Here is a 24367-nt window from a genome sequence, read left to right as displayed (position 1 = left end):
CACCATGACCAAGACACTTCCCCTCTGGGCTGCGCTTCTTTTCGGTGTGATCTGCGGCGCCGTCATCGGCACCATCGTTGCCGCCTTCTACCTGACCCTGGCTCTGAATATCGGGTTTCAGAGCTTCGACATGTTGGCGCTGTGGAAGGCCAGCGCCGGCACGCGTACGGCGCACCCCGAGGCCTTCAAGGTGGGTTTCGGCGCGGTTGGTTTTGGGGCCATCGGCCTCGGCGTCTTGGCGCTGGCCTGGACGTGGAAGAAGGAGCGGGACGACTACGGCTCGGCCCACTGGCAGACCAAGGCGGAGCTGAAGAAGAACGACATGCTGCAAGCGCCCGGCAAGGGCTTCGTCTGTGGCAAGCTTGGCGCGCCGACCTCGAAGGCGGAGTTCATCTCCTCGACGATGATCCCGCATGTGATGATGGTGGCCCCGACCCGCGCCGGTAAGGGTGTGGGTTTCGTGATCCCGAACCTTCTGAGCTTTGCGGGCTCGGTGGTGGTGCTCGACGTGAAGGGCGAGAACTTCGAGAAGACCGCGCGGCTCCGGGCACTGAACGGCGACGAGGTCTATCGCTTCAGCCCCTTCGACTGGGCCAATGCCACACATCGTTACAACCCGCTCGGGCGGATCGCGAAAGCCCCGACATTCGCGCAGCGCTTCACCGAGGTCTCGATCCTGGCCGACCTCTTCCTCGACAAGGACAACAAGACGCTCGACACCTTCTCCGAGGCTGGCAAGTCGATCTTCGTTGCCGCCTGTCTGCTGGCGATCCAACGCGGCACGCCGAACCTTGGCGAGGTGAACAAGATCGTCGCCGGGGGTGAATACAAAAACGCCCAGTACAAGACCTATGCCGACGAGGCCCAAGAAGACATCCTGCGCGAGCTCTGGACCAATGCGGCCTCGGCTTCATCGCGGCTGCTGACCTCGAACATCCAGGCGCTGATGACGGCCGGTCTCAAGCAATGGGACAACCCGGCGGTGCGCTCGGCCACCGAGGCGAGCGACTTCGACTTCTCGTCCTTCCGCAAGACCCCGCAATCGCTCTACATCGCGGTGTCCGAAGATCACATCGCGACGCTGGCCCCGCTCCTGCGCCTGATGTTCGCCGATCTCATCGCCTCGATCCGATTGAATGAACCCGGCCCGGACGAGCCGTGGCCCGTCATGATGATGATCGACGAATTCCAGCAGATGGGGGCGATGCCCTATCTCGAACGCGCGATCCATTCGCTGGCAAGCTATGGCGGCCGCGTCGCGATGATCGCGCAGTCGCTGGCTTCGCTCGACCGGATCTATGGCCCCGAAGGCCGCGAAAGCCTCGAGAACGGCGCAGGGCTCAAGCTCTACATCACCCCGCGCGACCAGCGTACGGTGAAGGAAGTCTCGGCCGCCGTCGGCAGTACCACGCGCGAGGCGGTGACCCGGATGTATGGCCGCAACAAGGGCATCCTTGGCGCGACCTCGACATCGGCGCGCCTGGAAGAGCGCCCCCTGCTTTCTGAGACCGAAGCGCGCCTGATGGACCCGGATGAGGTCATCATCCTCGCCTCGCCGCAGCATCCGATCAAAGCGAGCCGGATCAAGTATTACGATGATCCGTTCTTCAAGGAGTTGCTGGCCCGCCAGGAGGGCAAGCCATTCCCGTATCCACCGAGCGTGCAGGGTGTGGGGCCTTGGGGCAGCGAAGGTAGTGATGAGGCCGGCGCAGACGAGCAGGCGAAACCGGCCGAACGCGCGCCAGTGCGGGACCGTTCGCAGCGCCGCGAAGCGCGCGCGATGAGCGTGTTGGCGATGGAGGCCGGGCGCGGGCAACCAGAGCCGGAGACGCTCGAGCGGGAAGCCGCTGTGCCGAAGGAATGGGAGGCGGTGTTGGATGCGCGGGAGGATTTCATCGAGGAGTTGTTGGGTGGGTGATGTGATGTCCATCGGTCGGCGGCCGCGGGAATGTCTTGCCTTCGATCAAGAGAATGACCACATCATAGCTAATTTCGTGAAATGGCGTGTTTTGAGACTGGCAGAAAGGTAGAATTAGATGAGCAGTGAACTTCCACTTCCCGAGAGGCTTGGTGGGACTCGAGACCACAATGAAAAGTACCCATGGGTTGGGCTCATAGGGCGTGGCAACAGCGGATGGAGTTACGCGACTTGGCGAAAGGGAGGTTTCAGCACAACAGGAAACCCAGGTTTGGCTTATACGTTTTCCACCAGAGAGGCCGCTCTAGCATTTGCGAACAGCTTTCCGTTCGGCGGACAGAGATCTGCGAGGCGCTTTACGGTTCTAAGCAACCCAACTTCTCAGGGAGACCGGTACTGGCGGCGATAGAAAATAGTAAAGTCTTCCGTTCATTTCCTGCTATCGAATTGAGCCAATGTAATCACTCAAAGAACTTTCGGGCAATAATGTAAGATCATCATTGCAGTCGTTCATTTGGTGTGCAGAGACTTTTAGTCTCTGGCTGAATGAAAAATTGGCAATCTCATTGGGACTTCTTCGAAGCTAGTTTCGACCACGAGTTCGCCTCATGAAGAGATACATGCAGACCCTCAGGAAACCCAGCAGTTCCTACTATGACCATCAAGAACGCATTCAACTCATGCTTTGAGCGAGCGAACAGGTCAGCCATTGATGAAATGTCAGTTTCAGAAGGGGTGGGAATGGGTTGCGGGTGAGTGTGCCAATCTCCGAAATAGTGCAGCCCAGATTGGTGCAATGTGCTGATCTCCCGGCGTTCCGCAAAACGGTCTGCGATAAAAAAGAAGCGCCCTCGTCGGTCGGACCGCCTCGGACCGGTTGCCAGCTTGACTTGGATGCATTGACCTTCGACCGCGCCAAATAGCTGCCCACCAGCTTCAGGCATTTTCGGGCCCAACTGTCGCCATTTAGCAAGGTGATCGAGAACATCCTGTTCCAGGGTGAGGAATTGTCCACTTTCTCCAATGGGGTAACGAATACTCATGTTTCTCCGCAAAAAGCACAGTCTCGCTTTTGCCTCCACTCAAATCTCCTCGTTCCGCCGAACTCAGGAACGTCAGAAAAGCATTTTAGGAAGTCCAGGGTGAAGCGCCCTCCTTGCTCGGCAATTTCTTCCTTCGAAGCCCAGTAAACGGCCTCTGCCCCGGGGTGCACCTCACCGAGCAATGCTTTCGTTGAGGTCTTCGCCACTAAGGCCGCTACGCCTGACAACGATACTGGCCCATACGGCTGAAAACTGGCCCCACAATGTGGCTGTTTGCGGGTCGTCTCGGTGTCCCACTCACACACTGTTTGTCGCGCCCTTCCGAAATGGTCCATGCCGCAAGCAAGACATGGGCCATTGGAGCCGATCAATACGGCGTGTCCTGCCACAGAAAAAGGTTCTGCCCACCCATAGATCACAGGGGGGAAATCCGCTTCGTTCCTAGCCACTTGGTTAAGCCTGCCTTCAGCCACCCAACTGCCAACCGTGGACACGATCAAATCGGTGTTGTGGAAAATCTCAGAACGTACGCCGTAGAGCGATTGCCAGTCCTCGGCAAAGTACTGGATTGAGCGCATATGCGGGAAGTCACCAGCCAATTTTTCTGCCAGTGACTTGGCTTTAAACGTCCTGACTTGCGTGACCCCGAGCATATGACGCCCAACATTGGGATAGTCCAGAAGTTCCGGGTCGACCAATGAGATCGTGCCAACACCCGTCTTGGCCAGAAGCAGAGCAACCTCGCTTCCCAATGATCCCGCACCGATCATCAGAACACGCTTATCAAACAAAGGGGCGACTTTAGGGGTGTCGCGCCCATGAATCCACGATGGGTCCGCGCGCATAGTCTCGTGGCGCTCAACCTTGTTCCCCCCGAACAGCCGCTGCATTCGGATATGGGGCGGTACCTTTCCAGGCCGAAAGCCCTTCTGCACCATGTCTGGGCGTCGCCCGGCTTTCATACCCTGTTTGACGGGAGGCACGACTTCGACGGCGAAAAACACCGGCCCATCATCCGTGCGCCCCTCGAAGGAAACGGTGAACTTGTCATCAGCGGTTACAGCCGCATCTTCCAGCAGTTCTACGGATTCGGGTGCCAGCTCCCGCAAAAAGCGTAGAACCGCCGCCGCCGACCTCGGGTATTCCGAAGGCAGAATGGGCCTATTGAGGGCGATGTGTGTCGCGGTGTTGAATTTGTAGTCCTTCTTGTTCCCCGGAAAACGGTTGCGAAGCCAACTCTCCAAGGCCGTGTGGTCATCTGCCAGATAGTAATCACCTGTACTGCACCACAGGGACACCCGACGAGAGGGACCGCCGGGCGACAGGAGGCTGACGATGTTTTTGCCCCCATCAGTTTTGCTCCAATAAGAATCGAACTCGTCCGAGAAATCACTCATAAACGCGTCGTCGTATGAAGCGACGATCAATCGAGTGGCTTCTTTGATAGCGTCCCATATTAACCCTTTGGGGTTCAAAGGATTGTGCTCTGTCCCCGGTGGGTAAAGGCAAAATGCACCGTCTTTTTCGATATGCGGATATTGCATAAACCGAAATTTTTCGGTGCAGTACACGCGCGGCTTTGTCCACGGGAAATCCTGCAAGAGCACCACTTGCAGATCAAAGCGGTCAGCTTGATGTTCAAACGGGACAACCCATCCGTGGATCGGGTCCTTGGCCTCGTATAGAGACAATTCGCCCTGCGTGAGGTCTCGCGCATTCGGACATTGAGCGAGCACCCAGCGGGATAACTCAGCTATCATGAGATCGGTAGGTTCAGACGGCCCAGTCAATGCCGACTACCCGTAGCGGCCTCCGCCCTGCTTGTTAACAGCGGCGAGGTCATTGCTTTGCTCAGCGTCAACCTTGTCCACAATCCCCAAGGTAAGGGCAGCAGGTGCAGCCAACTCGCTTGCCTTTGTCTCAAGGCCAGCGTCGGGCACATAGAGGGTTAGATCGTCTGGGATACGCCCGCCAAATTGGTTTTGTAGGGCTTCGAAAGCTGCCGTGCGGTCTGACGTCTGTGTCAGCGCGTCTTTCAGACGCTCAGCAAGCACCCTGGCCTTCGCAACGAAATCGCTGCGTTCCTCAGGTGACCAACCCTGATCCAACCGCGCGCCTTCTACGACAGGGTTTGGAATGTCATTGGCGAGAAAGTCGGGCAAGTCTTCCGCGACTCGCAACAACGCCAGATCGTCCCTATCGCTGGCAATTGCTGCCGACGCCTTCTCAAAGACCGACACGACTGCGGCCATGAGTGCAATCGATGCCAACCTTCCTTCGGGCCATTGGAAGTCTTTCCAGCCCTTTAGATAGCGGCTGACGGTTCGGACCTGCTCGCCGTATTGTTTCACGGCATCGACAAACCAGTCTTCGAGTTTTCGCGGGTCGGATTTCATCCAACCCTCGTTGCGGTGCGCGAGCATCATCTCGTCGTGAGACAACATTCTATACGCGGTATCTTCCATCATTAGTTCGGCTGTGAAGTCTACACCACGACTTTGGGCATCTTTCACGATGCGCTGAAAATCCGTATCCGGCACCGAGTAAAGTGCGAGGTCGGTGTGCATGGTGTTGTCAATCTTGACGCGGATGCACGAAGGCTTGTCCGTTACGAGTTGCCAACCCTTCTTGTCGCAAAGTGGCGCTAGGATGCGTTCGATAATGGAAAAGTAGGCTGCGCTTTGAATCACAGGGGATCTGTCTCCGCCCTTTTGAAAATAGGAAACGGGCATGAAAAGTCCATCGTCCAAGTCGATCTCCTGAGGCGGCACATGCGCAGGTTGGTTGCACGTGTGGTATGAGAAGCTGCCCTGCATCTTGAACTTCGGTGTCTGGTAGCTCCGCACAAGTACAGGTGCTTGATCTTCGAACAGAGCCCGATCACCTAGAGCCTTAGCAAATGACCCAAACTGAGAGGAGATTTCGCTGCGAATGTCATCCCGAGCGTTTCGCAGTGTCTGTTCCTGCTCCTCTGAAAGGTTCAATGCGAACTTGTAACCCGAGGGTCGGGACACAAAGGCTCTATGTGCGTTAACAGGCATTAAACTGTCCCTCTTCTGATCTTATCTTGTGGTGGTGACGCCGCTTGCCCATATACTTGGGGGCAATGGGCCGAGTCTTCAATACCAGAGGTTGAGCGTCGTGGCAAAGTTTGTTCCCCTAAAGTTCTGGGTCACTATCGCCGTATATCTCGCACTAGGGATGCTGCCACTGCTCGAGGCAGGGATTCTGTGGATCAGCGCGAAAGTGCCAGCCTTGGCGCCATTGCTTGCAGACGCGTTGACAACTCGTTTGCTAGCGTCACTAATTTCGGGCCTTTTGGCTCTTTTTCTCGTGGCGCAAGGATGGAGGGTCGTCTGGAAGCTTCCATATGTCGGCCGCAAGTTAAGCGAGGTGCTCTTCTACGACCTCAACGGGATTTGGACTGCAAGCTTGCAGTCCAACTTCTCAATCGTCGAAAAAATGAAGGATGCCGCAAACAGCACCGAGACTCGTTTCGATGTCTTTGATGACGCAGCTCTTCCCGGCCTCCTGGAGCGCAACTTTGAAGTGCGAATAAAACAGACGTGGTTCCGAACTGACGTCGAGTTCTTGCCAAACGATACAGATCCGTTGCTCGAGTCGAAAACGATTTCCGTTGAGTTCTTCAAAGCAGAAAATGGTACCAAGACCATGGCTTGGATATTTGAAGCGAAAAACAAGCGTGAGAATGGTGCGCGGCTAGCTGTAACCGACGAGCAAGTATATCAGGGAGCCGCTAGCCTCAAACTAAACGAAGACGGAAGCGAGCTGAAGGGTGAATTCTGGCAAAATCGCTCTTGGCATCGAGGGCTTAATGCTGCCGGACTAATTCGAATGAAAAGGAAAGTTGATTAGAGCCCGGAGAACGAAATGGTGGCATTAATCAAGTGAATTTGAAGCTACTCAGTGGAGATTTCGGATATTTGATCCAGGTCCGTCCCTGGAGTAGAGTGCTAATAGTATGAGACCTCCACGTCTGTCTTGGTGGAAGTTTGTTTCAAGATTATTCGCCCGCAAGTCTTTCTATTAGTGTAGTAGTAGCCGGACAGCTCAAGTGAATTCGGCGCCTTTAGGGCCGCATTGCGCACATCAAGGATCGTAGATCCGGTATAAGATGGCCACTTCACGTTCGAAGGTGTTGAGCGATATGTGTAGTACAGCTTGAATTGCCCCGCTTCGATTACCGGTGTAGTTTCAAGTGTCGAGGATTTTGAGGTCTCTGTGTGTAGATCAATTTGCGCCTCAAGGAGGTTTTGCCGAATTACCGCTCTTGCCGGAATTTTCTGCCCTCCTTCAAGAGTGATCTCGCCTTCCCATGTCCCATTTAAGTCGGGGTAAAGGGAAGAGTTGAACCTTTTGAGTAGCTTCCAAATTGGTCGTGAAGTTGAATTGGTTGTGATTGCAAGTATAACAACCAAAACTACCCAAGGCGCTACAGACAAAAGGCGAACGATTGGCAAATCGCTTTGTAACACCCGTTCTGCACCCCAATAAGCAAAGATACTTAGGGCTGTGGTTGCAATCGCTACGTAGCGTAGCAAATACGTGAAACTGATAACCCTAAACATTTGAGCCAATCGAGCTGTACTCACAAGCTCGACCTTTCCCCGTGCTCTTTGCGTAAAGAAGCGCTACGTATGCTTCGCGCAGAGACTTTCCGACTCCGACAGAGAACGAAAGTTCGTGACCAGCGATATTTTCTATTTCTTGGTACAATGCGCCCACATCTATTTTCTCTACCTTCAAAGCTCCAGTTACCCCATCTGCGGCACAAAAGAAAACTTCGTAGCCCAATCGGATTAGCAAGTCGGAAATGTGTTGGGTTGTGAGATCGACCAAGTCCTTAGTCGCCATAAGATCATCCACGCGGTTCGAAAGATAGCAGCTTGCGAGCTTTCTACCGATGTCATCGCCGTCAATCGCTACATAAATCATTCACGGTTCCAAATCGTTCATTGTCCAGCGATGTCCTTCAAAAGGAGAACACGTCGTGGAGTTACCGTTCCATGAGTTATATCAAAGAGATATGCGTAACCAGTCAATTTTGGCGCGGAACAGCGAACACTGCGGATGGTCACCACCGCAAATGCCATGCTATGATGCTACAAACGGGTTCTCCGCCCTCCGTTGGAAAGTCGCATCTAGCTTGGCAGATAGAACTCCGTAATCCCGCGCTTCCCCTCGACCCGTCCCAGCTGCACGATCACATCTATGGATTTCCGGATGTATTCCCGCACCTCGGCAAATGTCAGCGGCGTCCCTGCCTGCAGTACCATGATCGCCAACCGGTCGATGGCGAGTTCCGCGGTTTCCGCGTGGATGGTGGAGACCGACCCGCCATGGCCGGTGTTGATCGCCTCGAGATAGGTCAGGGCCTCGGCGCCGCGCAGCTCGCCAACGATGATCCGGTCGGGGCGCATGCGGAGGGAGGCTTGGAGGAGGGCGTTGGCGCTGCGTTGCGACCCGGCGCCGCGGTCGGCCAGGAGGGCGACGGTGTTCGGCTGGCCGGGGAACAGCTCGAAGGCGTCTTCGATGGTGATCAGCCGCTCGTGCTCGCTTACATGGGTCAGGAGATGGCGGGCGAAGGTAGTCTTGCCGGTCGAGGTGCCGCCGCTGATCAGGACGTTGAGCCGCGCTTTGACAAGGGTCTGCAGTGCGGCCTCGAGATTTTCCTCGGCAAGACTAGCGATGTTTTTCATTTTCTCGGCGCGGAGGGCATCGAGCGAGACGGCCTTGCCGAAGAGATAGGTGGGTGTGTAGTCCCGGAGGCTGCCCGAGGCGAAGAGGCGGATTGTGATGGAGGCCCCGCGATCGATGGCGGGCGGCACGGCGACCTGGACCCGGAGCGGGCGGCCAGCATATTCCACCTTGCCGGAGACGAGAGGGTTCTTTTCAGAGACGCGGGCCTTGGCATCGCCAACGATGGTCTGGGCCATGTTGAGGGCGGTGGTGCGGTCTATGTTCTGGCCTTCGTGGCGCATGGTGGCGTCACCCGCGACCTCGAGCCAGACCTTGCCGTCAGGGTTGATCGCGATCTCGACCACGTCATCGCGCCGCAAAAGGTCGCGGAACGGATCGAGATAGCGCTCGAGGTATGAGGCTGGTGATCCCTGATCCATCAGTAAATAACCACGTCTCTATCGACGAGCACCGTGACCAAGGCCCCCTGGTCGACATAGATCGTGGGCGCGATAGAGACCTGATCGGCAATGACCGATCCAACCGCGTCCTGCAGGTCGCTGCCGACATCACCTAGGACGATGCTGGTGGTTTCATTGTTGGCGCTCTCCGCTGCAACGGCTGGCGCCGCCCCGATCACGGAAATCAGGGCCGCCCCGCCGAAGCGCTCGGCAAACTTGGTGTCGACGAGACCAGTGAGGCCCGAGCGACCGAGTTGGTCCCCGCCCACGGCCGCGATTTCCATCGAAGTACCGTCCGGGGTCAGGACGCGGGTCCAGAGGATCAGGATGCGCTTCTGGTGCATCTCGATCCCGGAGCGGTATTGGCCAAAAAGGCGGGAGCCCCGGGGGATCAGGATCCGGTCCCCGGAAAACGCCGGGACCGGCTCGGAGACGACTGCGACGACAGACCCCGGCAAGTCGCTGTTGATGGCGGTCTGGAGCGCCGCCTGAATGACTGACCCTTGGGTCAGGGTGCGTTCGGGATGGGTGAGGCGCGCGGCCTCTTGCACTTCGAGCGGTCGCGCACTCTGCAGGAACGCCTCATTGCCCGAGAGGGTTGGCCCCTGAGCGCCATTGGCAGCTGGATCGGCCACTGCCGCGCCACTTTGGCCACCCCGCGGACCATCGGCATAGACAACGGCGGGGGATTTGATCTGCGCGGTCAGAAGTTCCTCGGCGACCCGTTCGGCTTCGCGCTGGCGTTGTTCTTCTTCCTGTCGGCGGCGTTCTTCGAGCAGGCGCTGATCGGCGATCAGCCCTTCGCGGTCGAGCTCGGCCTCAAGCCCCTCGCGCTGCGCCCTTTCGGCATCGAGCATGGCTTGCAGGCCTTCAATGCGGGTCTCGGTCTGGCGCTGCAGGTTGGCCAGTTCGGTTTCCTTGGCGGCGAGCGTCGCTTCAAGCGCGGCCTTCTGTTCGTCGAAGGCTTCGCGCAGGTCGGCAACGGCGGACCGGATTTCCGAGTTGCGCGCGGCCTGGCTGGCGGCGAGGGCCTCGCGGAGCTTGGCGATCTCGGCCAACACTTCGGCGCTCGGCTCAGGTGCCGGCACCGCGGGCACTTCCAGCGCTTCCTCAACGGCGATCAGCGCGTCATTGACCCGTTGCTCGGTCTCGTCAGGCGGAAACTCCAGCCGCCCGCCGGTGCCGGGACGGCGGTCCTGGAAGGTCTCGACATCTGAGGTCTCAAGCGCACTGTCACCTTCTTGCAAACCGGTCGCCAGGAAGTATGCGACCCCGGCCCCACCGAGGGCGAGGGCGGCGGCGAACGCGCCGACCCCGAGGCTGTTGCCGCGGCGTTTGGATTTGCCGCGTTGGCTGAATTGATCAAGACGGTTCTGCAGGTCGGGAGGGGTTTGATCGGCCATGGTCAGTTGCTCACATAGATGGCGCTCTCGTCGCGCCAGGCGCAGATCGCCTCGTCGCCGATGCGCAGCGTCCAGTAGGTGTTCACTCCAAGCACCCGGACCGTGTTGCCTTGCTGGGTCCAGTTGACCGTGCGCTCACGGCCCTGGTCATCGGCCTTGAAGAGGGCGGGCTGACGGGCGTTTTCCGGGAAGACGAAATACGTGTAGCGTCCGTCGTCATAGATATGGCTGGGGCGGAAATCCCCTTCTCCCGAGACGCGGTAGTTGTAGTTGCGCGGGGCCTCGAACCCCTTGGGCTGGGAGGAAGCCGTCGCGCGGCGCTCCTCGTCGGGGTAACGGAAGCGCACCTCGAAGAACATGCCGGTGCGGTTCGGGATCGAACCTTCGCGCAAATGGAAGGAATAGGTGCGGCGATTGGTGATGACCGTCATGTTGGTCGAGGCCTGTGCCACATGCGGTTTGATCGTGAGCACATTGCCAAGCTCGGGGATCGGATCGACCTGGAAGCTTTCGGTGTCGCCGACAATCACCGCCTCGAAGCGTTCCCCCGCCCCGAAATGGATCGTCGTCGAATGCCTGAGATCGGTCTCGATCCGGTAGACCTGGTTCTCGTTATAGACGGCGGTGCGGATGCGGATGTCGAGCGGGCCACCTTGGGGAGTGGCCTCGGCGAGTGCGGCAACAGGAATGGCAAGCGCCAGAAGGAGCGCAGGTAGAGATCTCATTTGGGTTAGTTCTCCAGGGTCTCGGCGTCGACGCGGTAGGAGGTCACCACGAAGCCCAAGGGGTTGGCCCAGACGTCCTGAAGGCGCTGGCGGGTTTCGGGTTGGAAGTCGTAGCCGACAGTGGCGACATAGGACCGGGTGACGGTGCGCGTGTCGCGCGGCCGGCGCAGCGTGCGGGTGAAGCGGACCTGGGCCACACCGCGCTCGATCTGGTTCACGGACTTGATGACCACCTCGATCTTGGCGTCACGGCCATAGACCGTGATCGGGTAGTCCTCGTTGCTGGAGGACCAGAGATCGCGCAGCGTGCGGGCGGCGTCGCCGTCCGAGCGATCGAGCACCGAGTTGATGCGTTGCTCGCCATCGGTCAGGTCATAGGTTTCTCGGTCGTCGACATAGGCCACGAGATTGGCCTGGATGATGGCGTCGCTCTCCGAGAGCGTCAGGGCCTGGACGGCGGCCACACGGTCCATGTCACCGGTTTCCTTGTCGACGACGACCACGAATGTCTCGGTCGATTTGAGCGGAAAGAGGCTCGCGCCCGCGACCATGCCGGCGACGCCTACCAGCACGCCCGCCGCCGCGACGAACCACGCAAAGCGCTCGCGCCGCCTTGGCCCGTAGATGAAATCCGCCTCAAACGCGTCGCGGTCAGGCGCAGATGAACTGGTCACAAGCTTCTTCAAGTCAATCGTCTTTCACATCAGGGTTTGCGGAAGGCCTTGGCGGCGGAGAGAAGCGCGCCGGGGCTTTGCCGGATCATCACGCCGGTTTTGACCACGCCCGCATTGGCCATCTGGTTCAGCTCATGCGGGGATTTTCCGGTGACGAGGCGCGAGGTTGCGCCGGTGCCGTACTCCCGCGTGTTCACGAAGCCCTGCCGCGCGAGGCCGGTCAGGCCCACGGCATTCGAGGCAATGCCGACGACGCCGGTGAGGTTGGAGGCGATGTAGGGGACCGAGGCCATGATTCCGGCGCTGAGGATCAGGATGACGAGGAAGGGCAGGATCAGGCTCACTGTCTCGACATCGCCCGGATCGGCGGAGGCGTCGCCAATGGCCTCGGCGATGGCCACGATGATGCCCGCGGCGCCTGCGGCGGCGACCGGCATGAGCGCATAGCCGATGGTGGCGCGGGTCCAGGCCTCGAAGAGGGACTGGGTCGGCTTGAAGAGCGAGGTCACGATCATGAAGGGGGCGATCACGATCATCAGCGCGAAGACGATGCGGGCGAAGGCGATGATCCCGGCGGTGACAGCAGCGAAGACGGCGGAAAGGACGAAGAAGATCGCGCCGAGCACCGCCCCGAACACCCAGCCCGCGCGGTCGCCGATCGTGTCGCCATAGGCGGTGATGCGGGCGACCATGTTGTCGAGGCTTTCATAGATCCCGGCCTCGTCGCCCGAACCGGTGAGGGCGAGGATCGAGGCGCCGACGGAGTCCGGGACCTGCGTGACGATGTCATAGATGACGCTGAAATTGTCCCAGCTCTGGGCGAATATGCCCACCAGAGCGATCTTCATCCCAAAGGCAAAGCCGGTGCCGAAAGGCAGGGGGCGGAGCTGCATCACCGCATTGATCCCGAGGAGCACGACAAGGAGCGCGGCCCCAGCGGAGATCACGTCGCCGACGGCACCCGCCGAGGAGACAAAGCCGTCCTGCGCCACGGTATCCACCGCGGCGTCGACCTGGCTCAGGATGTCGCGAATAACGCCCATCTATTCCGCACAGGCCTCCACAACTTGCGCCTCGAGCGCGTCGGCTTTGGCGTAAAGGTCCAGCACCTTGAACGGCAAGCGCGGGTTGTCCGAAGTCTGGAACCGGGGCAGGGCGGTGAGCGCCTGATCCCAGCTGAATGTGTCCAAGAGGCAGGTGCAGGTTTCCGAGGTGAGCGCTTCCTCGGCGATCAGGATGCGCAGGATCGCGCGGTAGCCGTTGCGCAGATAGGCGGTCTCAGCCAGATCGATGGGCGGTTTCCGGACACGGCATGCGTCGGCCCGGTCCCGCGCGATGGCCATCGAGTTGAAGGGCGTGTCACCGGAGGGCTGCGTGGTCGGGGTTTGGGCCAACGCAACACTGGGCAGGGCACTCACGACAAGTGCTGCGAGACAAAGAGACCGGATTGGTGCCAAGCTGCGGGTCATGGATTGCCTCATGGATCCACCGCCATCGACCGGAACTTGCGCTCATCCGCGAGGGTCGCGGCATCGACGACGCCAAGCTGGCCGGCGCTGACGCCTTGGGCTGCTTCCAGCCGCCAGATCTGGGTCAGGATGATGCCAAGTTCGGCGGTGACACGGGTGTTGAGATCGACGGCGGCCTTCAGCCCGTCCTGATCGTCGATGAGCCCGACCATGGTCTCGAGCCGCTCGAGGCTTTGACCTGCTTCTTCATGGCTTTCTTGCGCCGCGACAGACAGCATGGCGCTGGCCCCGGCCGAGGTGGCGATGCGGTTGTCGGCGGGCTGGTCAGAGCCTGAAAGCGTGCTCAGGCGTTCCGAGGTAAAGCCGCTGCCTGAAAGGACGCGCTCGACCGAGGCCGAGAGTTCTGTGCCGGGATTGAACCCGCTCAGGAAATCGCCACTGGCCAAAGACTGCGCGGTATTGAGCGGGGCGACCAGCTTACCACGCAGCGCGCGGAATTCTTCGACCGTGGCAAAGAGCTCGCCGAGCCCGTTACCCTCGATGAGCGAGGTCAGTTGCGCCTCGAGGTTCGTCAACTGCGACAGTTGGGTTTCCAGTTCCAGCCGCATGGTCGCGAGCTGCTGCATCTGGACGTTCAGGTCCTCAGCCATGTGCTCAAGCTGGGCCACGAGTTGACCAAGCTGCGAGCCATCAAAAGTTGGCACGCCCTGGGCCGTGGCGGGCGAGGTAAACCCGAGTGTGGTGACCGCCGCGGCGGTCAGGAGAAGCTGTCTCATTCGGGAACTCCCATCTGCATGAAGTCGCGCTCGGCCAGCCGATCTGCCACGAGGTGCTGCGCGTAGGCGGCTTCGCGTTGCTGGTTCGCCGCCATCAGCCGGACGCGGAGGTTGAGGATGCGGCCAATCTCGGCCTTGGCGTAGGTGTTGAGTTCCCAGGCCGCCTTGGCATTGGGTTGGGCATCGATCTGCAAGATGATGGCGCGCAACCGATTGATGACCTGTTCGGTCGTGGCGGAACTGTCGGCCGCGTAATAGACGCCGGCCTCGGAGATGCTGGCATATTCGGCGAGCGCAAAGTCTGAAGGTGAGAGCGTGCCGAGCGCATCGGCACCGCCCACCACGGCGAGGTATTCGTTGTAGAATTTCGAGATGTTGCGCACATAGCCTTGGGTCTCGGCAAAGGGCGGCACGCCACCATATTCAATGACCCGACCGGGGCCTGCGTTATAGGCCGCAAGTGCATGTGGGATGTTGCCGAAGCGGTTGAGCTGCGTGGTGATGTAACGCGCGCCGCCGCGCAGGTTGTCCTTCACATCATAGCGATCGACGCCGAGGTCAGACGCGGTGCCGGGCATGAGCTGGGTCAGACCATAGGCCCCGACCGGGCTTTCGGCAGCGACGTTGAAGCGGCTCTCCTGTTTGATCAGGGCCTGGAAGAGGCAGCGCCACTGGGTGGCCGAGAGACCGGCGCGGGCCACACCCGGGGCGCCTGCAAACTCGCCCGCGACCTCGACGATCATCATTTCGACCGTCTCTCGTCCCTCGCCGAAAAGGCGGCTGTTCATCGGGCTTGGATCGGTATTGGGATAGACCGCCGCCACCCCGAAATCCGCATTGCCTTCGAGCGCGCGGATATCGAAGCCGGGACCAGTGATCGCCGCAGTCATCTCCTCGAGGACGCGCAACTGGTCGGCCTGGACATCGGCGAGCGTCGTCTCCGTGCGATCCTTGTCCTGCTGGACACCCAGATCCTCGGCCAGTGCCGTCACCCGTGCGATGGCGCGCCCGATCGCGGAATTGTCCTGCGTCGGCACGCCCTGGGCGAGCGCGGGCAGGGCACCGAGGACGAGGCAGAGTCCGGTGGATATGATCGCGGCGCGGCTCATTCCGGACGGGGCAGGGGTTCGAAGGTACAGTCGGGCTTGGCTGTCTCCTGAACCGGTGCGCCCATGGTCGAGAAGGAAAGTGCGGACCGGGTCACCTGCGGCTCGCCATTGCGTCCGAAGCATGGCGAGGTTTTCTCGGTGTACTTTTCGCAAGCCGCGAGAAGGCTCGCGGCGGCGCTAAGCGCCAGGAGAGGTCTTATACTCATATCACATGTCTCCAGAAATCGGGATTGGCGCGCCAATCGGCGGGCACGCGGGCCTCGCCAGTGGCGCCGCCGCCAAGGATGGGAAGGAGGTCGCCAAGTGCGGAGAGATCGGCATCGACGAAGGCGCTGTCGCCTGCCGAGCGGATAAGCGCGATGCGCTGGCCGATGGTCGGCTGCACGAGAAGGGCAGCTTCCTTGGCGTTGACGCGGAGAAAATCGTAATCGGAGACGGTGGCGCGATCGTTCGGGAAGAGGATCTGGGTCGGCACCGTCTCGACGATGGTCTTGCCGACGCGGCTGTCGCGCAGCTGGCTCGGGTACTGCGTCATCATGATCACGACACAGTTCATCTTGCGTAGTGTCACCAGCCAGTTTTCGAGCCGCGCCCCGAAGTAGGGATCGTCGAGAAGCTTCCAGGCCTCGTCGAGCACGATTATGGTGGGGCGGCGATCCTCGACCACGCGTTCGATCTGGCGGAAGATATAGGAGAGCACCGCCATCCGCTCGGTGGTCATGTCGAGGATTTCGGTCATATCAAACCCGACGATATCGCCCGTGAGCTTGAGACCCGCGCCGCGCTCGGGCTCGTCGAAAACCCAGCCATAGCGTCCGCCTGGCGCCCATTCGGCAACGCGGGACTGCAGCTCGCCATCGTCATCGAGCGACTGGAACAGGGTTTCGAAACTGGCGAAACGCTGCAAGGCCAAGCCCGCATCGGCATTTTGGCCGACGGCGCTCTGGATATGGCGGGATTGTTCGCCCGTCAGCGTGCCATTGCGTGTAAGAAGGGTTGCAAGCCAGTCCGAGAGCCAGGCGCGGCCGCGCTCGTCGGTCTCGGTGGCGAGCGGGTTGAGGCCCGTGGGCACGCCGGCCCGGATTTCGTTGTAGCGGCCGCCAAGGGCGCGGACGGCCATCTCGAGGCCGCGATCCTTGTCGAAGAAGAAAAGCCGCGCGCCGACCCGCTGCGCTTGGGCTGCGAGGAAAGCAGTGGTCAGTGTCTTGCCGGTGCCAGTGCGCCCCAGCACAAGGGTATGGCCAACGGTCGGTTCCTTGCCAGGGCTGCCCGCCTCATGGAAATTGAAGCGATAACCAGAGGTGCCGACCGTGGGCAGGACCGAAATGGTCTGACCCCAGGGCGACTGGTCCGGCCCACGTCCCTCGACGCTGCCATGGAGGGCCGCGAAGTCGGCGAAGTTGATCGAGGAGATCGGCGTCTTGCGGGCGCGGTAGCCGAAGTTGCCGGGGGATTGCGCGAAGTAGGTAGCTTTCAGCGCCATGTTTTCGCGCACGATCACCGACATGATCTCCTGACCGACGCGCTTGATCTGGGCGGCGGCGCGCTCGAGCGTGTCGCGGTCCGGCGCGTAGACGGCGATAGAAAGGTGATGGTCTCCAAAGGCGATACGGCCCGCCTCCTGGTCGTCGGCGGCTTGGCCGAGCTGCTCGCGCAGTGAGACGGCGGCATCGTCTGAGGCGTGCATCTGGCGGATGATCCGCTGGATGCGTTCGGCCATGATGTTGTTCGGGATCGGGCTGAAGGAGTTCGTCAGCACGATGTCGAGCGGCAGGTCGAGCGCGTCGAGCAGCGTGACGTCCGTGAGCGCCGGATAGGTCTTCATCGAGAAGAGCGCACCGTATTTCACCTGACCGGTCACGGCGTCGGTCAGGGTGACGACATCGCCATCAAAGGTCGCGCGGCAATTGCTCAGGGTGTGCGACAGAGGCAGGGCACTTTGCCCGAACGCAATGGGGGAGAAGCTGCCGGCGTTCAGTGTGTTGAGATAGCCCAGCCATTCGCCTCCCTTGCGGGTCAGCCGCACGGGATTGGCCGAGGCAAGCGCCACTTCGAAGAAGCCCATGACCTCGTTCAGCTCCTGCAGGCGCGTCGCGCGGTCCTTGACCCAGGCCTTACGGGCCAGCGCGCGCAGGAGCGGAATGCGGGCCGAGATATCGGGGCGCCGAATGACGCTGAGATAGAGCTGACGCTTGGCCGGGCGCAGGTCTTTGACGTGGTCCTGCCAGCGCGCATCGATCGCGGCGGCGAAGCTGTCCCCCTCGACGGAGCGCATCCCGAGATCCTGCGGCACGGAGATGCGGTGGATGTAGAAGCCGAAAGCGTTGCCGGTCTGGGCGACGATGGCTGCGACCGCGCGTTTGAGCGCGTCGAGCCGGGCATCCTCGCTGGTCATCGGGTTCAGACCATCAAGGCGCAGGGTCGCCATCAGATCGCCGTCGCGGAGGACCATGACATCGTCATCGGCGAGGGCAAAATACGGCAGGTGTTCGGCGAGATAGCTCTCCCGCGCGAACGCCCCGCCGCCCGCCTCACGCAGGGCGGTTCCGTGAGTGGAAAGAGTGCCCGCATCAAGCGCCAAAGCTGTCGCCTCCATGCAGGCTGCGGTTCTTCGTCGGGCGCACCGAGCCATAGGAGACCCGCAGCACCTCGAAGAAATGCGGCTCCCGGTCGGCGACGAACCAGAGGATCGGATAGGCGACGAGGCCAATCAGGAAGAAGACCATCGACTTCGTCCAGATGAACGGCAGAACGACCCCGGTCGCCAGCACCACGAGGTATCCGACAGGGAGGCCCAGATACTTGGGGGGTCGGGCGAGGCCCAAGAAGAGGGGGGATCGTTCTGCCACTGCTCGGGTCTCCTCTCACGAGAAGCCGTCGACGATGGTGCCGGCCGAGAAGATCAGCACGATCCCGATGATGACCGAAGCGAACCAGCCCCAGTTCAGCCGCCCCATCATGCACATGAAACCGGTGCCGATGACGGCGAGCGTGGCGACCGCGATCCCGATCGGACCGGTCAGCGCGGCCTCGACGGTTTCCAGCATGGTCTGGATCGGTGACAAGTCCTGCGCGAGGGCGGGGCTTGCGAAGGCCGTCAGGGTTGTGGCGGCAGGCAAGAGGCGGCTGAGGCGATGTCGAAGCATGCGAAGTTCCCTTGTTTTACTGAAGATCGATGAGGACCGGAGCGCGCGCAGGCACCCGGGCAGCGACGCGGATGTCCGGCGCGGAAACAGGTGTACCCGCCAGTCGGGACCGGATCCGGTGGATGCGCGCGATGTAGTCGCGGGTCTCGGCGAAGGGTGGAATGCCGGAATACTCGACCACCCGGTGCGGCCCGGCATTATAGGCCGCGAGCGCCAGGTCAATGTCTTTGAACGTGGCGAGCTGTGCGAGCAGATAGCGTGCGGCGCCGTCGAGGTTCTGGGAGGGATCGCGCGGATCGACTCCGAGTGCACGGGCAGTATCCGGCATCAGCTGGCCAAGACCATAGGCACCCTTGGGGCTCACGGCAGTCGGATTGTAGCTGCTTTCGGCCTCGACCAGGGCCTGGAAAAGGACCAGCCAGTCGTCCTCATCGAGGCCGACCTGCCGCAGGGCACGGTTCCCCTGGTGCCGGTCAGCAGTCGTGCGGATCAGGGAGAGGATGTCGTCGCGTCCGGACGGCGGTGTGGCATCCAGCGAGGCAAGAACCACTCTGGCCTCAGCGCTATCACCCAGCCCCGCCCAGGCAGGTCGTTCGCCATGAAAGGTCCAGCCCGAGGTCCGGGCCGTGCCGTCGCGGCCGAAGGCGATGACGTCAGCCGCGCTCCTCGAGGGTGATGCTGTAGTCAGGACCAAAGCGCAGATCGCGCCCGTCACCGAACTCGAGATGATGTTTGAAGAGCCCCGGCCATATGTTGAAATACCGCGGCTCTGGCCCGTGCGGAGTGATCCGTGTCGAGACCAGAATGGCTTCCGGCTCGCCCTCGCGCAGGTAGATGCACTGGTAGCGCGGCTTGCCATCGTCCGTGAACCCCACGAGTTCATACCGGCAGCGGAACGCGATGCCCTTCTCGGACAGGTCTTTGACACCATCGATGGTGATCAGGATTTGGTTGCGCGCTATCGGCATGTTCGGACTCTCCCCACGAGAGTCCTTCTACTTCACGACACTAAGGCCATAAAGTCATATGGAGTCAATACGACATATTGCAGATAAATACATATTGCGCGATAGTTGTCGCAACTTTTGCGGGAGAGCGACATGAAGCGACAGGCGATGGCAGCGGCGATGGGGGTGATGGCGGTGTTCGGAGCCCCTGAGAAGGCGCAGGCCTATGACATCGACTGCGCCATCATGCTCTGCATGGCGGGTGGTTTCCCACCGAGTGCGGTCTGCGCACGGGCCTATCGCACCATGATCCGCCGCATCACGCCCTGGCCGAGCCTGCCGCCCTTCGGGGTCTGCACCTTTGCCCATGTGCCGGTCGAGCTGGGTGGACCCGGCGGCGAGGGTGAGCTCGACACCAATCTGCCCGAATACGAATGGCTGAACCGGACCCATGTGATCTGGTTCACTGGGCGCTCCTACGAGCCGCGCGACGAGCCGCGTCAGTGGGACTGGTCGATCCGTTCCTGCGATCGAGAGAACCGGACCTGCCGTTACATTCAGCGGGTCTACGGATCCCACACGCCTTGGCCCGCGACATTCATCTCGGAAAGCGGTCAGGAGATCGCCTACCCAAGCGGTGGTGGCCTATGGCATTTCTACTCCCGCAGCATCATGGTCGAATACGGCGACTACGAGGGCAACATGGGCCACTCGGAGTGGTTCTCCTACTGATCCGAACGGTCCGATACCTTCAGTGAGACGGGGCGAAGATCGGCCAAGTCTGCATCAAAGCGTTCAGGATCGAAATGCCAGCGGCGGCTCACCGAGCCATCATTCCAACGGTAATCGGTGAACAGGTGGATCTCCTGTGTACCGTCGTTCAGAAACCCTTCCTGGAAAGGCCAGCCTGTCTTTCTCTTCGCCATGTACCCGCGCCACTCGTACCGTTCTTGCCGTTATGTCTCTCGCGTTGGGGGACGGGATCAAAGCCTCAGGAATCGGATTAGCGCTTCGCGAAGAGTACTTCGGGGTCGACATTGAGCGCCTTGGCGATGCGTTCGAGAAGGTCGAGCGAGGCCGCGAACTTGGCGTTCTCGACTTTGCCCATATGGCCGCGGCTCACGTCGGCCCGATGAGCAAGCTCCTCCTGGCTGAGGCCGCGGGCGCGTCTCAATTCCTGGATGTTCAGTGCTACACGGTCCCGCAAGTTCATGCCCGCGAAACGGACACCGTGCGCGAAATATCGCCACGCGATATATGTTACATTCGAAGGTGCAGAGAAGAAATCTTGGAACGGCGCGAGATCGCCGTAATGGGATGCCTGCCAATACGCAGGTCACGGGATGATCCGTCTCGCAAACATAATGGGCCGTTCAATCGTTCTTTCGGAAAAGGGCGGCACCGGCAATACCGGTGCCGCCAGTCGGTCGTCCACAGGGAGGTTGTAGAGGACGAATTCTACAGCAAAATTTGGGGTCGGCCAAAAATCGCATAAGCCAAATTATGTAAATTTTAGAGCATCAGGTGCTCACGCCATTGTGGGTGCGAGCCTTCCGCAATTTTTGCAACGCGACATCCCAGGCGCCTGTCAGACCATTTGGCAGGACTATGACGAAAACGACGGTGAGAATACCTAAGCCAATCATGCGCCATTCCGGGACGCTGCTCAGGCTTTCGTCGGCTGCCATCAACAAAGCGCTGCCGACAAGTGGGCCCCATGGTCGACCCAGACCGCCGACGACCAGCATCGAGATCAGGAAAAGCATCAGCGACAGATTAAGCACATTTGGTCCGACCACCTTGAACGTGCCCGCATAGAACGCGCCGGCCAGGCCCGTAAAGAAAGCGGACACGGCAAAGACAAGCAATTGGTATTTCGTCCGGTTGATTCCGCGAGAGATTGCATAGGCTTCGTTATCGCGCAGCGCCCTGAACGCGCCGCCAAGCGGGCTGCGCATCACAGCAAAGGCGAAGACGGTGCCGCAGATCAGCAGGATCAGACCAAGGTAATAGCCCGCGATCAGTTCGTGGCTGTAGCCGAAGGCCTCTCGGAACCCGAAGTCGCCGAACTTGCCAATCGCCCGCGTTCCGCCCGTGAATGTGTAACAGGTGTTGCCCTCGTAGAAAAAGCAATGGGTGTCGGTCACAATGAGCTGGTACAACACCAAGCTGACCGAAAGGGTCAACAACGCGACATAGGGCCCTTTCAGCCGAAGCGTGGCAAGCCCGACGACCAGACTGAACAAGACCGCAAGCAAGCCGCCGGCGAGCGAAGCAAGCCAGAAATTCATCCCCAGATAAAGCCCCAGCATCGCGGCGGAATAGGCGCCGACCGCAAAGACGGCCATCTGCGCCAGGGAGAATATTCCGGCCACGCCAAAGACCAGGTTCCATTGTGTCACCACCATGGCCCAGGTGAAGAACAGGCTAAGCTGCACCAGCATGTACCGGCCTGGATCGAGGAGCGGAACCAGTACGGCTACCACCGCAAGGAGCAGGCCGATAAGCGTATTGCGGGACTTGATCATGTCGCCCTCCTAGACGCGTTGGATGGTCTGACGACCGAAGACGCCGTAGGGGCGCCAGATCAGAACCAGAATGACGGTGAGCAGCATCGCCGGGAAGCCGTAGCGAGAGCCGATAAGGTATTGCACCAGGGCCTCGGCCAGACCCATGGCAAAAGCCACGAGAACGGTGCCACGCATGCTGCCAAGCCCGGCCACGGCGCAGACGATGAAGGCCTTGATCATCGGGTCGTAGCCAACCGTCGGCGACATCGGGATGATCGAGGTCACCATGATGCCCGAGATGCCGGCAAGGATGCCCGCCAGGATCATCACCTGCGCGAAGACACGGCCTACCGAGACCCCCATCAACTGCGCCGCGTCCCGATTCTGGGCGGTTGCACGAATGCTGCGGCCGGTTGGCGTCACTTCGAGAAAGCGCCAGATGAGCCAGACCAGAACCAGGGAAATCCCCGCGATCAGAAGCGTCTGGTAAGGCAGAACGACGTTGCCAAGAAGGAAGCCGCCATCAAGGCTCAGCGGCTGTCGTTTCGGATAGGCGCTGTATGCCTGGATCAGACCGTTTTCCACCAAGATGGCAATGCCGACCGTGGCGATGACGACGTTGATGTCAAATGCGCGTGCCTGATACATCCATTTGACGACAAACAGGTACAACGCCAGGCCACACAGCCCGCTGACCAGCAGGGTCAGCGGCAGCCCGATCGCCCAATGGATCGCCAGCGTGTCCATGACGGTAAAGGACGCATAGGCACCCAGCGACAGCAGGGCCCCGTGGCTCATGTTGAGCATGCCAAGCGACCCCCAGACCATGGCCAGGCCGACCGCGCCGATGGCGTACATGGACCCGAGCGTCGCGCCACTGATGATGATTTGCAAGAAAGCGTCCATGGGCCCCTACCCTCCGAAATAGCTGGTCAGGATTTCCTGATTGTCGTTCAGTGTCTCGCTACGCCCCTCCCAGACGAATTCGCCGTGATCGAGCAGGTAGACCCAGTCTGCCAGGCCGATGGTTCGGCTGGCGTTTTCCTCTACCAGAAGAATCGTGCGCCCCTGCGACTTCAGCGTGCGGATGACGTCGTAGATCTGATCGGTGACCAGTGGCGACAGGCCAAGCGATGGTTCATCGATCATCAAGAGGCCGCTGCCCAGCATCAGACCGCGCCCGATGCCGAGCATGCGCCGTTCGCCGCCCGACAGGGTGGATGCAAGTTGGTCCTGCCGGTCACGCAGCTTGGGAAAAGTGGCAAAGACCTCTTCCAGCCTGTCGCGCGCCTTTGGCCGCACATCCGGCAGATGCGCCCCCATGAGGAGATTGTCGAGGACCGACATCTGGGGGAAGATCATGTCGCCCTGCGGGATATGCGCGACGCCCTGTGCGACGATGTCTTCGACTCGGCTTTTGCGAATGGAGCGACCTGCCAGGCGAATATCGCCGCTGCGCGCGCGCAGCAGGCCGGAAGTCGCCTTGAGCAGGGTCGATTTCCCGTGCCCGTTGGGGCCGATGACGCTGATCACCGCGCCCTTGGGCAGGCTAAGGGAGATCCCGCGCAGCACATCACCGCCATCGTATCCACAGACCAGCCCGTCAATTTCAAGGTATGGATCAGGCATGGGCTGCCTCCGCTTCGACAAGATGCTTGAGTCGTTCCGACGCGCCCTCGCCCAGGTAGACGTCGATCACGGTCCGGTCTGTCAGCAGGCCCGAGGGCGCACCCTCGTAGATCTTTTCGCCGTGGTGCATGATCATCACCCGGTCCGACAGGGCCACAAAGAAGCGCATGACATGTTCGATCAGAACGATTGTCAGATTCAGTTCCGCCCGCAGCTCGCGCATCAGGCCAATCACCTGTTCGATCTCCTGAGGGCTGAGGCCGCCAGCGGGTTCGTCCATCAACAGGATCCGGGGATCGCAGGCGATGGCCCCGGCCAGCATCAGTAGCTTGCGGTGCAGAACCGGGGCTTCTCCGACGCGCTGATCTGCAAATTGACTTAGGCCGACCATCTCGATCGCCCGATCGGCACGCCGCCGGGTTTCGCGGTCAAAGCCCAGCCCGGGCGCCACCACATTCTGGCGTCCGAAGTAGCAGGAAATCAGGACGTTCTCGCGCAGGGTCATCGTGTCGAAACCGGCGTTCAGCTGGAACGTCCTGAGCAGGCCGCGATGACAGATCTGATCCGGCCGCGCGCCGATCACGTTGACGCCGTCCAGCAGGATCTTTCCCTCGCTCGCCGGGGTCAGTCCGGAAATGACGTCGAACAGGGTTGTCTTGCCGGCACCGTTCGGGCCGCCGATGCCCAGAACCTCGCCGTCCTGAACGTCAAAACTGAGGTTCGAGACTGCGGCCATGGAGCCGTAATATTTGCTGACGTTCTGAACGGATAGCTGGGTCATGCTGTCTCCTTCCTGCGCCTTTTCAGATTGCACGTTTCCCTGGGCCGGGCCCCGTCAAGGGTCCGGCCGGGCTCAA

At 60.5% G+C, this 24367-nt stretch carries 27 protein-coding genes; 3 read left to right on the top strand and 24 right to left on the bottom strand.

The annotated features are described in order from the left end of the window. Positions 1-4: 4 nt before the first annotated feature. Entirely contained in the window at positions 5-1918 is a 1914-nt protein-coding gene (locus tag ACK3BB_RS25375) for a type IV secretory system conjugative DNA transfer family protein (RefSeq protein ID WP_428929638.1), read from the top strand. A 563-nt stretch (positions 1919-2481) separates the two neighbouring features. On the opposite strand, the gene ACK3BB_RS25370 is transcribed toward ACK3BB_RS25375, so the two are convergent. The 3 genes from ACK3BB_RS25370 to ACK3BB_RS25360 all read right to left on the bottom strand — a co-directional run bounded on the left by ACK3BB_RS25370 (position 2482) and on the right by ACK3BB_RS25360 (position 6002). Next, positions 2482-2961 carry a Mov34/MPN/PAD-1 family protein gene (locus ACK3BB_RS25370; protein WP_428929637.1) on the bottom strand — a complete coding sequence of 160 codons (480 nt, stop codon included), beginning with the start codon at positions 2959-2961 and terminating at the stop codon, positions 2482-2484. Then, positions 2958-4652, bottom strand: a complete 1695-nt coding sequence (locus ACK3BB_RS25365; protein ID WP_428929636.1) for a ThiF family adenylyltransferase — start codon at positions 4650-4652, stop codon at positions 2958-2960. The genes ACK3BB_RS25370 and ACK3BB_RS25365 overlap by 4 nt, the downstream gene beginning before the upstream one ends. A 105-nt stretch (positions 4653-4757) precedes the next feature. Then, positions 4758-6002 (bottom strand): CBASS cGAMP synthase, encoded by a 1245-nt coding sequence (locus ACK3BB_RS25360; protein WP_428929635.1) that lies wholly within the window; start codon positions 6000-6002, stop codon positions 4758-4760. Between the two features lie 100 nt (positions 6003-6102). Between ACK3BB_RS25360 and ACK3BB_RS25355 the strand changes: the two genes are divergently transcribed. Continuing rightward, on the top strand, positions 6103-6837 hold the full coding sequence (locus ACK3BB_RS25355; RefSeq protein WP_428929634.1) for a hypothetical protein: 735 nt from the start codon (positions 6103-6105) through the stop codon (positions 6835-6837). Between the two features lie 98 nt (positions 6838-6935). Here the strand turns inward: ACK3BB_RS25355 and ACK3BB_RS25350 are convergent, their stop codons facing one another. From ACK3BB_RS25350 to ACK3BB_RS25280, 15 genes are all read right to left on the bottom strand, one after another. After that, positions 6936-7550, bottom strand: coding sequence for a hypothetical protein (locus tag ACK3BB_RS25350; protein WP_394445472.1), 615 nt, complete (start codon positions 7548-7550; stop codon positions 6936-6938). Continuing rightward, complete coding sequence (locus ACK3BB_RS25345; protein WP_428929633.1) at positions 7543-7917, bottom strand: mCpol domain-containing protein; 375 nt, start codon at positions 7915-7917, stop codon at positions 7543-7545. The genes ACK3BB_RS25350 and ACK3BB_RS25345 overlap by 8 nt, the downstream gene beginning before the upstream one ends. A 206-nt stretch (positions 7918-8123) precedes the next feature. Then, positions 8124-9101 carry a P-type DNA transfer ATPase VirB11 gene (gene virB11, locus ACK3BB_RS25340; protein WP_428929632.1) on the bottom strand — a complete coding sequence of 326 codons (978 nt, stop codon included), beginning with the start codon at positions 9099-9101 and terminating at the stop codon, positions 8124-8126. Beyond that, complete coding sequence (locus tag ACK3BB_RS25335) at positions 9101-10525, bottom strand: TrbI/VirB10 family protein (RefSeq protein ID WP_428929631.1); 1425 nt, start codon at positions 10523-10525, stop codon at positions 9101-9103. The genes virB11 and ACK3BB_RS25335 overlap by 1 nt, the downstream gene beginning before the upstream one ends. Before the next feature lie 2 nt (positions 10526-10527). Beyond that, positions 10528-11250 carry a TrbG/VirB9 family P-type conjugative transfer protein gene (locus ACK3BB_RS25330; RefSeq protein ID WP_428929630.1) on the bottom strand — a complete coding sequence of 241 codons (723 nt, stop codon included), beginning with the start codon at positions 11248-11250 and terminating at the stop codon, positions 10528-10530. Between the two features lie 5 nt (positions 11251-11255). Beyond that, positions 11256-11936 carry a virB8 family protein gene (locus ACK3BB_RS25325; RefSeq protein ID WP_428929629.1) on the bottom strand — a complete coding sequence of 227 codons (681 nt, stop codon included), beginning with the start codon at positions 11934-11936 and terminating at the stop codon, positions 11256-11258. 17 nt (positions 11937-11953) lie between these two features. Beyond that, entirely contained in the window at positions 11954-12967 is a 1014-nt protein-coding gene (locus ACK3BB_RS25320) for a type IV secretion system protein (protein ID WP_428929628.1), read from the bottom strand. Then, entirely contained in the window at positions 12968-13393 is a 426-nt protein-coding gene (locus ACK3BB_RS25315) for a hypothetical protein (protein ID WP_428929627.1), read from the bottom strand. It lies immediately after the preceding gene. A gap of 8 nt (positions 13394-13401) precedes the next feature. Next, the gene (locus tag ACK3BB_RS25310) at positions 13402-14169 is read right to left on the bottom strand and encodes a type IV secretion system protein (RefSeq protein ID WP_428929626.1); all 768 of its coding nucleotides are present in this window, start codon (positions 14167-14169) and stop codon (positions 13402-13404) included. After that, on the bottom strand, positions 14166-15278 hold the full coding sequence (locus tag ACK3BB_RS25305) for a lytic transglycosylase domain-containing protein (RefSeq protein WP_428929625.1): 1113 nt from the start codon (positions 15276-15278) through the stop codon (positions 14166-14168). Before ACK3BB_RS25305 ends, ACK3BB_RS25310 begins: the two co-directional genes overlap by 4 nt. Before the next feature lie 202 nt (positions 15279-15480). Then, complete coding sequence (locus tag ACK3BB_RS25300) at positions 15481-17874, bottom strand: type IV secretion system protein B4 (protein ID WP_428929624.1); 2394 nt, start codon at positions 17872-17874, stop codon at positions 15481-15483. Next, positions 17849-18127, bottom strand: a complete 279-nt coding sequence (locus tag ACK3BB_RS25295; RefSeq protein ID WP_039983885.1) for a VirB3 family type IV secretion system protein — start codon at positions 18125-18127, stop codon at positions 17849-17851. The genes ACK3BB_RS25300 and ACK3BB_RS25295 overlap by 26 nt, the downstream gene beginning before the upstream one ends. Before the next feature lie 15 nt (positions 18128-18142). Further along, complete coding sequence (locus ACK3BB_RS25290) at positions 18143-18424, bottom strand: TrbC/VirB2 family protein (protein WP_428929623.1); 282 nt, start codon at positions 18422-18424, stop codon at positions 18143-18145. A 16-nt stretch (positions 18425-18440) separates the two neighbouring features. Next, the gene (locus ACK3BB_RS25285; protein ID WP_428929622.1) at positions 18441-18974 is read right to left on the bottom strand and encodes a lytic transglycosylase domain-containing protein; all 534 of its coding nucleotides are present in this window, start codon (positions 18972-18974) and stop codon (positions 18441-18443) included. Between the two features lie 103 nt (positions 18975-19077). Then, on the bottom strand, positions 19078-19392 hold the full coding sequence (locus ACK3BB_RS25280; RefSeq protein WP_008335576.1) for a hypothetical protein: 315 nt from the start codon (positions 19390-19392) through the stop codon (positions 19078-19080). Positions 19393-19524: 132 nt separating this feature from the next. Between ACK3BB_RS25280 and ACK3BB_RS25275 the strand changes: the two genes are divergently transcribed. Next, entirely contained in the window at positions 19525-20103 is a 579-nt protein-coding gene (locus ACK3BB_RS25275) for a hypothetical protein (RefSeq protein ID WP_428929621.1), read from the top strand. Here the strand turns inward: ACK3BB_RS25275 and ACK3BB_RS25270 are convergent. From ACK3BB_RS25270 to ACK3BB_RS25245, 6 genes are all read right to left on the bottom strand, one after another. Then, positions 20097-20297, bottom strand: coding sequence for a hypothetical protein (locus ACK3BB_RS25270; RefSeq protein WP_428929620.1), 201 nt, complete (start codon positions 20295-20297; stop codon positions 20097-20099). The genes ACK3BB_RS25275 and ACK3BB_RS25270 overlap by 7 nt on opposite strands. A gap of 77 nt (positions 20298-20374) precedes the next feature. Continuing rightward, complete coding sequence (locus ACK3BB_RS25265) at positions 20375-20584, bottom strand: helix-turn-helix domain-containing protein (RefSeq protein ID WP_081285328.1); 210 nt, start codon at positions 20582-20584, stop codon at positions 20375-20377. 307 nt (positions 20585-20891) lie between these two features. Next, positions 20892-21899, bottom strand: coding sequence for a branched-chain amino acid ABC transporter permease (locus ACK3BB_RS25260; RefSeq protein ID WP_428929619.1), 1008 nt, complete (start codon positions 21897-21899; stop codon positions 20892-20894). A 9-nt stretch (positions 21900-21908) separates the two neighbouring features. Then, the gene (locus ACK3BB_RS25255) at positions 21909-22787 is read right to left on the bottom strand and encodes a branched-chain amino acid ABC transporter permease (protein WP_428929618.1); all 879 of its coding nucleotides are present in this window, start codon (positions 22785-22787) and stop codon (positions 21909-21911) included. Between the two features lie 6 nt (positions 22788-22793). Then, positions 22794-23510, bottom strand: a complete 717-nt coding sequence (locus ACK3BB_RS25250) for an ABC transporter ATP-binding protein (RefSeq protein ID WP_428929617.1) — start codon at positions 23508-23510, stop codon at positions 22794-22796. Next, the gene (locus ACK3BB_RS25245) at positions 23503-24324 is read right to left on the bottom strand and encodes an ABC transporter ATP-binding protein (protein WP_428929616.1); all 822 of its coding nucleotides are present in this window, start codon (positions 24322-24324) and stop codon (positions 23503-23505) included. The genes ACK3BB_RS25250 and ACK3BB_RS25245 overlap by 8 nt, the downstream gene beginning before the upstream one ends. Positions 24325-24367: the final 43 nt, after the last annotated feature.

This window comes from Marinibacterium sp. SX1 (assembly GCF_050389775.1).
Taxonomy (GTDB): Bacteria; Pseudomonadota; Alphaproteobacteria; order Rhodobacterales; family Rhodobacteraceae; genus Marinibacterium.
Note: the sequence above shows the minus strand (reverse complement) of the source record. Positions and strands in the feature narration are given on the sequence as shown.